Raw genomic sequence first — 12,210 nt, forward strand, 5'->3', positions numbered from 1 at the left:
AGTCCGCGTTGCATGTGATGTACCTTACCCCGATGGTTATATGAATTTCATCATTCGGGGGTTTTAGTGGGGGAAATATGCTCAGCCATCCACACGCCACCCACCCCGCCCATCGATAGTTCTAAAGCTAGGACCAATGTATTTAGCGGGGTAAAGATGATAGCGTCCTTAAGGTGCAAACTAGCTGGTCTATTCTGAAGCGAGACTTGCGCCGTCTCCGCAATAGCCCAAGAGTGTGGGTAATCATCATCGGCGTGATGATCACCCCTGCCTTGTACTCCTGGTTCAACATCCCGGGCTTCTGGGATCCGTACGAGCACACCGAGAACATCGGTGTGGCAATTGTGAATGAGGACAAGGGCGCGAGTTCCTCGGTTACCGGAAGCCTCAATATCGGTAACCAGGTGGTCAAACAACTAAAACAAAATCATGAACTGGGCTGGCAGTTCCCCGATGCCGAGAAGGCAGACCGGGACCTAAAGCGCGGCAGGGTCTATGCCGAAATCACCATTCCGCCGAATTTCTCGCAGGAAATGGTTGACCTGATTCAAGGGCAGGGGCATCCAGCAAAGCTGAAATACCGCGCTAACCAGAAGATCAACGCGATCTCGCCGCACATCACGGCGCAGGGCGCGTCCGGTATTGATGGTCAGATTTCCGCTTCCTTTAATAAGGAGATTGCGAAGGCGGTCACCGAGGAGGTTAAGGAAGCTGGCGGCCTGCTGCAGGGCCGGTTCGATGCGGCTCGTCTCAATTCCGCTGACGCTTTCCAGGATGTCGCCGATGCGGTTGCCAATAGCCGCGATGAAGTCGGTGCTATCCAGGAGCAGATTGGCAATCTGCAGCCGACGATTGCGCAGATCAAGAAGACTCTCGGCAGCGTGGACACGGCCCTCGATGACGCCCAGGATGCGTTGACGCAGGTGCAGGCGATTACTGGTGAGCTCAACAACGAGGTCCTGAATTTCTCCGCGGATCTCAACGACGCCTACTTGCAGGGCAGCACCGCTCTGGTGGAGGGCACCGGTAACGCCAACGCCGCGATTGGCGCGATGACTGGCAATCTGCAGGGCGCAATTTCCCGTTCGGATTCTGCGACGGCTGCGGCGGAGGACATCGTCAACCAGGCGGATCAGGTCATTGGTGGGCTGAATTCCCTGCTGGAGGCCAACCCGCTCAATGGCCCGGATAAGCAGGCAATCCAGCGCACCATCGATGCGCTCGACGAGAGCAACGCCACCAATAAAGAGCTGGTGGAGGGCCTGAAGAACGTCTCCGGCTCGGCGCAGGGAACTCTTGACTCCCTCAACGCCACCAGCGAGGCATTGGCGCAGGCCACTAAGGACGGCAAGGCCGCCTCGGATCAGATTCGTCAGGCGTCCCAGGACGCACTCCCGCAGTTGAGCAAGGCGCTTAATCAGCTCAACGCGCGCGTGGGTTCGTACGCGGCGGCGCTGGGCGCGCAAAAGGACACCGTCAAGGAAACGTCCGCGCTTCTCGACGCTACGAGTGGGCAGCTTTCCGCTGCGAATCAGGTCCTCGAGAGCTTTAAGGCCGACCTTGATGGTGTACGCGATGGCCTGGAAACTGCGCGTCTCGATGTCCTTACCCTGGGCACCACCGAAGAGCGCGAAGCCATGAACATGGTCAATGACCTTGATCCTGAGGGTATCTCGCAGTTCCTGAGCGATCCGGCTGAGGTTAAGACGGAGGCCGTGTTCCCGGTGGATCACTACGGCTCGGGTATGGCGGCGCTGTTTACCAACCTGTCGTTGTGGATTGGTGCGTTCATTCTGATTGTGATTTTCCGCGTGGAAGTCGACGCGGAAGGTTTCAAGGAAATCACGGTGGGCCAGGCGTACATGGGCCGCACATTGCTGCTGGGCATCATCGCTACTTTCCAGGCGCTGATTGTCTCTATCGGTGACATCGTCATTGGTGTGCAGCATGTCAGCGCGGTTGCGTTCGTCCTCACCTGTGTCGTGGTGGAGTTGTGTTATCTCGCCATTATTTACAGTTTGGTGGCGGCGTTTGGCCACGTGGGACGTGGTATTGCCGTAGTGCTCGCGTTTATTCAGATTCCTGGCGCCGCCGGTCTCTATCCAATTGAGATGACCCCGGACTTCTTCCAGGCGCTGAATCCGTTCTTGCCGTTGACCTACGGCATTGATGCTCTCCGCGAGACCATTGGTGGTTTCTACTCGAATTACTACTTGAAGAACATGCTCACCTTGATGGCCATGGCAGTGGTCGCCTACGTGGTCGGTTACTGGCTGCGCCGCAGCCTGTCCTCGGTCAATGTCTTGGTTAACCACCAGCTTGAAGAGGGCGGACTGGTCAACAACGAAGAAGTCCACCTGGTCGGTAGCGGATACAAGCTCAGTGACCTCGTCTTTGCGCTGCGTAACCGCGAGGAGTACCAATCGCGAGTCGACGAGCGGATGGAGAATCTGCGTGGCAGCTACACGCTGTTCATGCGCATGGCCATTGGCATCGCCGTGGCCGCCCTGGTGGTGCTGGGTATTTTGGCCCGTAACTACCCGGATCAGAAGGCCCTGTTCTTCGGTCTGGCTTGCCTGTTTGTGCTGCTCTGCCTCGCCTACATCGCGGTGCGCGAGTACGTCAAGCAGTCTGTGATTCACGCCCAGGAGCTCAGCGAGCTGTCGGAGGAGGAGCTGCGCGCCTACATGGAGCACCAAACTTCCCATCCGCATGCGTACTCGCTGGAAAATGCTGGTGATTCGGTTGAGCCACAGGCGAAGGTGTCGTCGGCAAGCGTGAAGACTTCCTCAGAAGGTGAAGCCTAATGAGAAACGTTCTTGAAATTGTGCGGAATGACTTTCGGGTGATCCGCCAGAACACGATGACCGGCATCATGGTTTTCGGTCTGGTGCTGATTCCGCTGCTGTTCACCTGCTTTAATGTGCTGGCCAGCTGGGAGCCGTTTGAGAACACCGAAAAGCTGAAGATTGCGGTCGCCAGTAATGACCGTGGTCATCGCACGGATATCGGTGCGATTGACGTCAACTTGGGCAATGAGGTGCTGTCGAAGCTGAGCCGTAACCACGAAATTGACTGGCAGATTACGGATTCTGAGGACGCCATCGACGGCACTAAGTCCGGTGACTACTACGCGGCAATCGTGCTTCCGGAGAACTTCAGTACTGAACTGATGACCTTCTACGTCCGGGGCACCAAGGCGCCTAAGCTGACGCTCTATACGAATGAGAAGAAGAACGCGCTTTCGTCAATCATTACGAGTAAGGGCGCGAGTGGCGTTATTCAGGAGATTGACAAGAACTTCACGCAGGTCGTCGCCAGTGTTGGGCTGGGCGTGATCACCTCGCTGGATGAGTATCTAAACACCTCCGACTCCAAGCAGGCACTGACGCGCGTGCAAAACCGCGTTGATGACACCGCCGCGCGGCTGCGCTCCGGTGCGCAGACTGCTCGTTCGCTGTCCACGCTGGTGGAGACCACCGTGCCGCTGGTGGAGACCGCGGATTCCATTTTGGAAAACGCTGGTGCGCGGATGGACATTCTGCGCAATGGTTCGGGTGACGGCAACGTCGCAGGCGATCTGGAAGCCGCGGTCGGCAATGTTCGCGACTCGGTTAGCACGGCGCTCGACGCAACGCAGTCGAGCTACGAAGGCGTGCGCGACCGCGTCAACGAGCTTGTCGACGGCACCCAGGCCACCAGCGGCGCGACCGCAGATACCTTTGACGCGATGGCGGCCAAATTCGGCCAGCAGGCCGATGGCCTGACTGCGATGCGCGACCGCCTGGAGGACACCGTTGGGGCAGTGGTTCCGGGTGTCGCTAAGCCGGGCTATGACCGCGCGATTTCCGATCTGAACACCTCGATTGCTCGCACCCGTGGGCTGCAGGAGAGTTTCTCCGCCGTGGCAGCGGATTTGCGTGGTGGCCGGGATACGGGATCGTCGATAAGCCAGGCGAAGGACGCTTTCACGGCTGCGATTGCCGCTGTGGAAAATGCCAAAAACTCCTACGAGCAGAACCTGCGCCCGCAGATCGACGCGCTGTCGGAGCCGGTGTCGCGTCTGAGCAACGACATCGAGGTCATTGGCGAGGACATTCGCGGCATCCGCGGTACGATTTCCGGCTCGCCGGTGGACACGCTGCGTAAGACCAGCGCCGCCACGATGGGTCTGAGCAACCGTTTTGATGATCTGGCCGCTCGCTTCGACGAGATTCACAACGCGCTGGAAGAGGCGAAGGACACCGGGGACCTCTCGCGAATTGCTGAGGCCGTCGGTGATGACCCAAGTGCCCTGGCAGCGCAGTTGGCCGCGCCGGTGCAGGTCGAGGAAGACCCCGTCTTCCCAGTCCAGAGCTTCGGTGCGGGTATGGCGCCGTTCTATGCGACCCTCGCGCTGTGGATCGGTGCGCTGCTGTCGTCGGTGCTGATCCGCACCACGGTCCGTAGCCGCGGCGGTCAGAAGGTCGGCGATGATGAGGCCGAGAATGTGGTCAGCGATGCAGTCGATGATGCGCAGGGCGATGCAGCCAGCGATGAAATCGACGAGCCGACCAGTGACGCACAAATCAACGCTGCGCAGGCCGATGACTACACCCGCGTCGAGAAGTACTTCGGCCGGTTCGCCACCTTCGCCAGCGTGGGCCTGGTTCAGTCCACACTGATGGTGTTGGGACTCCAGGTGTACGTGGGCATCGAGCCCGCGCACCGATTCCTGATGCTGCTGGCCGGCTGGGTGATTTCGCTGGTGTTTATGATGATCGTCTTCTCGTTCGTCTTCACCTTCGACAACGCCGGCAAGGCCATCTGCGTGCTGTTGCTGGTGATGCAGGTCTCGGCCGCAGGTGGCGCGTATCCGCTGCCGCTGGTGCCACAGTGGGTCCAGAACATTAGCCCTTGGCTGCCGGGTACCTACGCGATCGATATGTTCCGCAGCTCCATCGCCGGTATCTATGAGGCAGACTACTGGAAGCTGATGTTCATGTTGGCGCTGTTCATCATCCCGTCGCTGATTCTGGCGCTGGGCCTTCAGCGCATCTTTGAAAAGGGAATCAACGAGATCAAGAACGCAATCGAGGAGACGAAGGTGATGGCGACTTCGTAAGGGGGCCTAATCCTCCGCCTCGTCATTCTCTGTCTCGTCGCTCTCGCGCTCGGCTTCCGGCTCGCCCTTGCCGTCGCGCGAGAGCTTCCGCAGCCACCAAATCAGCAGCGCAATGATCACCGCCGCTGCTGCCAGGATGGCCCACATCCACCACTGCCACTGCGAACCGCTGCCGTCGAACACGGACTCCTCGTCAGGATCCATCGGCACCTGATGCCCCGTCACCAGCAGTCGGTGCGTGTTAATGCCGTAAGGCGTGCACGTAATCAGGGTGATCAGGTCTTCTCCGGGGACGCGTCGTAAAGCATCGGTTTCATCCGGCTTTACGACGGCTACGTCGTGGACCTCATACTTCAACTTGTGACCCGCGACTGCGATGTAGAACGCGTCGCCCTTCTTGACCTTGTCGAGGTTGTCCCACAGCGTCGCATTTTGCAGACCCGTATGCGCCGACAGCGACGCGTGACGACCTTCACCCTCGCCCACTCCGCCGACCGGGAAGTCGGTGCCGTAGAGGTGACCGACACCGCGCGAGAGCGACTTTTCCGACGTGCCGTGGAAAATGGGCAGGTCAGAGTTGATGGACGGGATGACGATGCGGCCGAGCGCGTCGGTCTCGCCAAGCACGTCGAGGTAGTGGCGGTAGCGCTGGTACTCCGGGGAAGACTCGTCATCGGAGGTGGTCCAGGCGTCGCCGGGATTGACCTCGCCGAGGCTGGCGTTGTACTCGTGGGCCTCATTCCAGGCGGTGTCCAAGACCTCAGGAGGAGCGGATTTCTCCAGCTTGGAGTATTCATCTGCGGCGCGGGCCTGCAGGAAGTTGTTCCACTGCGTTGCGACAACCGGGTACAGCAGCACTCCCAAACCACCAATGATCAACAGCAGGGCGATGATGGTGTTCGAGTTGAGCTTCTTGCCTTTTTGGGGCTTTGCTTGGGTTTTGGATGCGGCGCTGGCGTTAGTATCGTTTGCGCGTTCGGACTTCCGCTTAGATGTCGGTTTAGATGCCCGCTTGGAAGTTGCCCGCTTGGAATGGGAATGACGCCCCATCGAGTCCTACCTTTGGTGACCTTGTGCATAGCGGCCACGGGTCTTTCTCACCAGGGACAGTTCCCGGGCAGGGATAGCCAGGCCGACAAATCGCTAACGACTTAATAAGTGCACATACCAATTTAGGTCATGCAACCCGGGAGAGCTGAACTCTACTCACCGTGCTGTGGCATCGGTGGAATCTGTGGTGGTGTTTGCGGTGCTTGTGGTGTCGGTGTCTGCGGTGTTTGCGATGCTTGGGGCGTCGGTGGTCGCGGTGTCTGCGGTGTTTTCGGTGCTTGGGGCGCTTGTGGCGCTTGTGGAGGTCGCCTCTGCCGGCCGAGCCGCCAGGGCAATAGTGGCAGAAATCATGGTCGCCAGTGCGATAAACAGCGCCACCCACTGCACACCAACTGCCTGGAAGCGTTCACCAAGAACGATGTATCCCAAGCTGAAGGCAACAATCGGCTCCACGACGGTCATAGCTGGTAGCGAAGCCTGCAACGGTCCCGCGTTAAAAGCCGCCTGCTGCAGGCCGACGCCAATAACCGCCAGTGCCACCAGCAGCCAGAGTTCCCAGGAGAGCAGGAGCTGGACGAGTCCGCCGTTGACATAGGTATCGACCACCGACTTAGACAGCAGCGCGACGAAGCCGTACAGCCAGCCGGTTGCCGTGCCGAGCAGCAGGGCCTTCGGGTTCTGGCGTAGCACTCCGCGCTGTTTCGTGTCTGAGGTGCTACCTGTGCTGTTGTCGGTGCTGGAGCGGTCTGCGATGGCTGGGCTGTCACTCGTGTTGGAGCCGCTACCCGTGCCGGTATTGGGCCACTGAACTGCAGCGGCGTACAGTCCGCAGGTGACCACGCCACCGGCGGCGAGAGCCCATCCCCACAGGTAGGTGGGGATATCGGTGGAGCCGGCAGTCGGCTTGCCGAGCAACACCAGCGTCGCCACCGCAAAAGTAAGCGCCACGGACCAAATCATCTCTGACCGCGAAATCCGCCGACCATTGACCTTCGCCGCCAGCGGGAGCGTGAGCATCAGCTTCATAACCAACAACGGCTGTACCAGGAGCAACGTGCCAAATGCCAACGCTGCGACCTGAAATACATACCCGGCAATCGCCAAAGTCGAGCCTAGCCACCAGCGTGGCAGCTTCAGGGTCTTCGCCACTCCGCGAAGTGTGCTGGTGCCCTCTTCCAGTGTTCCGGAGAGGTTGTGGCGGATGACGGTTCCCCACGCGATGCTGAGCGCGGACAGCAGTGCCAGTATCGCAGCGAGAAGGTCATTGTTCACGTAGGAAATGCTAGGCATGCAACACTTGTCATGTCCACTTCGCAGGGGTTGGGCGGGGCAGTGTTTGGTGCCCGCAGCGCCGCGGGGAGTAGCTGGCGGATTAGCTGGCCCGGCCAAGATGCTGACGGATACCGGGAGTTCGGGAGTGACACTGACTGAGCCCGGAGTGGAGCTGACTGAGCCCGGGCCGGGGAGCCCGGAGTGGAGCTGACTGAGCCCGGGAGTTCCTGGCGCAGTACCGAGAGTTACTGACCTAGTTTATGTCAGTTTTGACAAGTTTCAGGGCTTATTTTTGTCATAAACCTAATCAGTTTCACATTTGCAGCCCGCTGGCAGCCCGCAGCCGCGCCCGATTCACACCCAATCCACACCCAACCGACACCCCAAACACCCCAAACACCCCAGCCGTCACACCCTCGCCGCGCAGTCGCGCCCAATCCACACCCCAAATACCCCAAACACCCAACCCACACTCGAAAACCAGCCACGATACCCCGCAACCCCTACGCAACCCATTCCAAACCCTCCACACAACCCCCGCAAGCTACGTTTTGGTAACCCACTATGTAATTACGAATGCGACTCAAGTAAATTGAGTCAATAATAGTTACGTGCATATAGTTGCCTAGTTTTTGGAGGTTGCCGACCATGGCACTGGTTGTGCAGAAGTACGGTGGTTCATCCCTGGAGAGCGCCGAACGCATTCGTCGTGTTGCAGAACGAATTGTGGAAACCAAAAAGCAGGGCAATGACGTCGTGGTTGTCTGCTCGGCAATGGGCGACACCACCGATGAGCTTCTGGACCTCGCTGAGCAGGTCAACCCGGTCCCGCCGGGACGCGAGATGGATATGCTCCTGACCGCCGGTGAGCGTATTTCCAATGCGCTGGTCGCTATGGCAATCGCAAGCCTCGGCGCCTCGGCCCGTTCTTTTACCGGTTCGCAGGCTGGCGTGATTACCACGGAGCGCCACGGTAACGCCCGCATCGTCGAGGTCACTCCGGGCCGTGTTCGTGAGGCTCTCGATGAGGGCCATATCTGCCTGGTGGCCGGTTTTCAGGGTGTAAACCGCGAGACTAAGGACGTCACTACGCTGGGCCGTGGTGGCTCGGATACCACTGCGGTTGCCCTCGCGGCAGCTCTGGAGGCAGACGTTTGCGAGATTTACTCCGACGTGGATGGCGTGTACACCGCGGATCCGCGCATTGTGACGGACGCGCAGCGTTTGGACAACATTTCCTTCGAGGAGATGCTGGAGATGGCTGCGGTTGGCGCGAAGATTTTGCAGCTGCGAAGTGTCGAATACGCCCGCGCGTTTAATGTCCCGTTGCGTGTGCGTTCGTCGTATAGCAATGAACTTGGCACCCTTGTTGATGGATCGATGGAGGATATCCCTATGGAAGAAGCAGTTCTGACTGGTGTGGCGCATGACCGCTCCGAGGCGAAGGTGACCGTGCTGGGCATTCCGGATGATCCGGGCCAGGCGGCGAAGATGTTCCGTGCGGTGGCGGATGCGGAGATCAACATCGATATGGTGCTGCAGAACGTCTCCACCGTCGCGGATAACCGCACTGACATTACTTTCACGTGCCCGCGCGAGGATGCTCCGAAGGCGATGGCGTTGCTGAAGAAGCTGCAGGCTGACAACGACTGGAAGGACGTGCTTTACGACGATCACGTGGGCAAGGTCTCCTTGGTCGGTGCTGGCATGAAGTCCCACCCGGGTGTGACTGCGACGTTCTGTGAGGCGCTCGCTGATGAGGGTGTGAATATCGATCTGATTTCCACTTCTGAGATTCGTATCTCGGTGCTGGTTAATGACCAGGATGTCGACAAGTCTGTGAAGGCCCTGCACGACGCTTTCAATCTCGGTGGAGACACTGAGGCTGTTGTTTACGCTGGTACGGGACGTTAAGGAGTTTTCATGACCACGATTGCTGTTGTTGGTGCCACTGGCCAGGTTGGTCGTGTGATGCGCACTCTTCTGGCGGAGCGTAATTTCCCGGCCGATAAGGTTCGTTTTTTCGCTTCTGCTCGTAGTGCGGGCAAGGAGTTGGAGTTCCGCGGCGAGAAGATTGTTGTCGAGGATGTCGCGGCTACTTCTGACGAGGATCTGAAGGGCATTGATGTCGCGGTGTTCTCCGCTGGCGGCACGCTGTCGAAGGAGCAGGCTCCGCGTTTTGCGGCTGCTGGCGCTGTTGTTGTTGATAACTCGTCGGCGTGGCGTAAGGATCCGGAGGTCCCGTTGGTGGTCTCCGAGGTCAACCCGGATGCTTTGCAGGACATCCCGAAGGGAATTGTCGCTAATCCGAACTGCACCACGATGGCCGCGATGCCGGTGCTCAAGCCGCTTCACGACGAGGCCGGGTTGCAGCGTCTGCGTGTGTCCTCCTACCAGGCCGTCTCGGGTTCGGGCCTTGCTGGCGTGAATACTCTGGCTGGCCAGGTGCGCGAGAACATCGACAACCTGGAGAAGCTGACCACTGATGGTTCGGCTCTGGTAGCGGAGGACTTTGGTCCGTACGTCGCACCGATTGCTTTCAACGCGCTGCCGGTGGCCGGCAACTTTGTTGATGATGGTTCGCTGGAGACCGATGAGGAGCAGAAGCTCCGCAATGAGTCCCGCAAGATTCTGTCTATCCCCGAGCTGGCTGTTGCTGGTACCTGTGTGCGTGTTCCGGTCTTCACTGGCCACACGCTGGTGATCCACACTGAGTTTGAGAATGCTCTGTCCGTGGAGAAGGCTACTGAGCTGCTGGAGTCCGCGCCGGGCGTGAAGGTCGTCGACGTTCCGAATCCGCTTGCTGCCGCTGGTGTGGATGAGTCCCTGGTGGGTCGTATCCGTGTCGATCAGTCGGTTCCGGAGGGGCGTGGCCTGGTGATGGTTGTCTCTGGCGACAATCTGCGTAAGGGCGCTGCGCTGAATACCATCCAGATTGCGGAGCTGTTGGTCGCTGACCAGTAGTTGAGCGCAGTACTTAAAAGCGCAAAAAGTTAAGCCTCGGCACTTAGCGAACTTCGTGCTCTCAATGACAACTACTCCCCACTAGTCGGTAACTGATTTCTCAGTCCAACTAATGGGGAGTAGTTCACATTGTTGCGGTAGGGGGCCTATTTTTTCTTATTGACGCCCACGCTTTCCGCTTGGCTGCAGCGCCAGCGGAATGTGAGATTGTGCGAGCGCAGTGCTGGGGGGGGGATTGCGTCACGGGAGGCGCCGGCGCCCTATTTGGCGGCGTGAGGATGTGCAGATGTCGCTAGACCGGGGATGCGTGGCCGACGGCGCCGTATTTGGGGCGCTAGCAGGGGTGAATGTCGCTAGAACGGGAATGCGTTAAAGACACTGATTTGCAGCTCCGCAAAACTGCAGGTCAGGGAATTGTCGCAAAATTCGGAGGCGCGCCTGTGCTGACAGATTCCCGTTCTAGCGACATTTCGACCTTCGAAGTGCAACTTTTCCGACAGTTGGTGCCACGAGTTGCAATAGCGCGAGCATCTCGGCATTGAGAGCCAGGGTGGCTAGGGTGGCCAGGGCGGTGACAGTGGCCAGGGTGGCTAGGGTGGCCAGCGTGGCGACGGTGGCCAGGGCGGCGATGGAGTCGGTAGCGGCCGAGCAGGAAGCGGACTAATTTAGGGTAGCCTGTTGTGTGGTTAGCCTTACCTGTGTAATATAGGCTCGATTGCTGTGTTGGCCGTAGCCGAAAGAGGCCATCAGTCTCTTGGGGCTACGGGTACTTTACAGCGTTTCAAAGAGTTCCTTACGCGTTAGGTTTTCACATGTTTCGAAACAATTCGCTGACCCGTCGAGCGGCGCTGAAGACCGCCGCTGTCTTGGCAGCATCCACTCTTGTTCTGTCTGGTTGCTCCCGAGGCGACGACGCGGCGGCGTCAAAAAATGAGGGCACCGGGGACGAGCGCATCGCCGCAGTTGGCCTGGGAGACAGCGATACCTTGCTCGCTCTAGGCATCCAACCAGTCCTCGTAGCGCCCTGGGGTGCTGAGGGAGATGTTGATGCATCTGGCGTCGGCCCATGGGCTACCGAAAAGCTCGGTGACAACAAGCCTGAAGTGGTTTACGGTACTGCCAACGGATTCACTGCTGAAATCCTGGAGAAGATCTCCGCCGCTGATCCGGACAAGATCATTGCGGTGAACTCTGCCGTAGACGCGCAGGCGAAGAAGGCGCTTAATGACATCGCCCCAACCACCGTTAAGCCAGACGGTGCCACGGACTGGCAGATCCCCTGGCGGGATCAGGTCAACCAGATCGCCGGCGCTGTAGACAAGCAAGAAGAAGGCGACAAACTCGTCGAAGAAACGCAGAAGGCCTTCGATGATTTCCAACAGCAGCACCCTGAGCTCAAAGGCAAGCGTGCGGCTATCGTCATGCCTTATCAGGGAAAGATCGGCCTGTACACCTCCGGTGACGGTCGCGGGCAGTTTATCAAGAGTCTGGGCTTCGAGATCCCGAAGGAGCTCGAAGGTAACGGGGGCGAGTTCTACCGCGACATCGCACCTGAGAACTACAGCGACCTCAACAACGTCGATTACCTCTTCATCCTTGATTACCAGGGTGCCGCCGATACCTTGAAGAAGGATCCAACATTCAGCAAGCTGGACGTTGTTCGCGAAGGCAAGGTCCGCTGGATGGACGAAAACGTGGGCAATGCAATGAGTATGCCGAACCCATTGACCATCCCCTGGGCAGTCGACAAGTTCTCTGACGCAATTTAATTGAAAGTGTCCGTTTCAAGAACTCGACATTCTTTGGTGTTTTCCCGGCGT

Annotated in this window: 7 protein-coding genes; 5 read left to right on the forward strand and 2 right to left on the reverse strand. The window is 58.7% G+C overall.

Features of this window, described 5'->3' with window-relative positions; translation table 11 throughout:
* The first annotated feature begins 173 nt into the window (after positions 1-173).
* Entirely contained in the window at positions 174-2,807 is a 2,634-nt protein-coding gene (locus HMPREF2878_RS02805; RefSeq protein WP_070652802.1) for a YhgE/Pip domain-containing protein, read from the forward strand.
* Positions 2,807-5,104: a YhgE/Pip domain-containing protein gene (locus HMPREF2878_RS02810; RefSeq protein WP_016421880.1), complete on the forward strand. Its 2,298-nt coding sequence runs from the start codon at positions 2,807-2,809 to the stop codon at positions 5,102-5,104. Before HMPREF2878_RS02805 ends, HMPREF2878_RS02810 begins: the two co-directional genes overlap by 1 nt.
* Before the next feature lie 6 nt (positions 5,105-5,110).
* Here HMPREF2878_RS02810 and HMPREF2878_RS02815 read toward each other — a convergent pair whose 3' ends face one another.
* Both HMPREF2878_RS02815 and HMPREF2878_RS02820 read right to left on the reverse strand, forming a co-directional pair.
* Positions 5,111-6,154: a class C sortase gene (locus HMPREF2878_RS02815; RefSeq protein WP_016421881.1), complete on the reverse strand. Its 1,044-nt coding sequence runs from the start codon at positions 6,152-6,154 to the stop codon at positions 5,111-5,113.
* 156 nt (positions 6,155-6,310) lie between these two features.
* Complete coding sequence (locus HMPREF2878_RS02820) at positions 6,311-7,426, reverse strand: DMT family transporter (RefSeq protein ID WP_246821895.1); 1,116 nt, start codon at positions 7,424-7,426, stop codon at positions 6,311-6,313.
* A gap of 648 nt (positions 7,427-8,074) precedes the next feature.
* On the opposite strand from HMPREF2878_RS02820, the gene HMPREF2878_RS02825 reads away from it, so the two are divergent.
* From HMPREF2878_RS02825 to HMPREF2878_RS02835, 3 genes are all read left to right on the forward strand, one after another.
* Positions 8,075-9,340, forward strand: a complete 1,266-nt coding sequence (locus tag HMPREF2878_RS02825; RefSeq protein WP_070652804.1) for an aspartate kinase — start codon at positions 8,075-8,077, stop codon at positions 9,338-9,340.
* A 9-nt stretch (positions 9,341-9,349) separates the two neighbouring features.
* A complete protein-coding gene (locus HMPREF2878_RS02830) occupies positions 9,350-10,390 on the forward strand; it encodes an aspartate-semialdehyde dehydrogenase (RefSeq protein WP_069359031.1) in 1,041 nt (346 codons plus the stop codon).
* 812 nt (positions 10,391-11,202) lie between these two features.
* A complete protein-coding gene (locus tag HMPREF2878_RS02835) occupies positions 11,203-12,159 on the forward strand; it encodes an iron-siderophore ABC transporter substrate-binding protein (protein ID WP_016421885.1) in 957 nt (318 codons plus the stop codon).
* Positions 12,160-12,210: the final 51 nt, after the last annotated feature.

Source organism: Corynebacterium sp. HMSC065H09 (assembly GCF_001812845.1).
Taxonomy (GTDB): domain Bacteria; phylum Actinomycetota; class Actinomycetes; order Mycobacteriales; family Mycobacteriaceae; genus Corynebacterium; species Corynebacterium jeikeium_D.

What these genes read in the sequence shown, in the direction of transcription:
- HMPREF2878_RS02825 (WP_070652804.1), top strand. Translation starts at nt 8,075, where the DNA reads ATGGCACTGGTTGTGCAGAAGTACGGTGGTTCATCCCTGGAGAGCGCC.
- HMPREF2878_RS02810 (WP_016421880.1), top strand. Translation starts at nt 2,807, where the DNA reads ATGAGAAACGTTCTTGAAATTGTGCGGAATGACTTTCGGGTGATCCGC.
- HMPREF2878_RS02815 (WP_016421881.1), bottom strand. Translation starts at nt 6,154, where the DNA reads ATGGGGCGTCATTCCCATTCCAAGCGGGCAACTTCCAAGCGGGCATCT.
- HMPREF2878_RS02830 (WP_069359031.1), top strand. Translation starts at nt 9,350, where the DNA reads ATGACCACGATTGCTGTTGTTGGTGCCACTGGCCAGGTTGGTCGTGTG.
- HMPREF2878_RS02835 (WP_016421885.1), top strand. Translation starts at nt 11,203, where the DNA reads ATGTTTCGAAACAATTCGCTGACCCGTCGAGCGGCGCTGAAGACCGCC.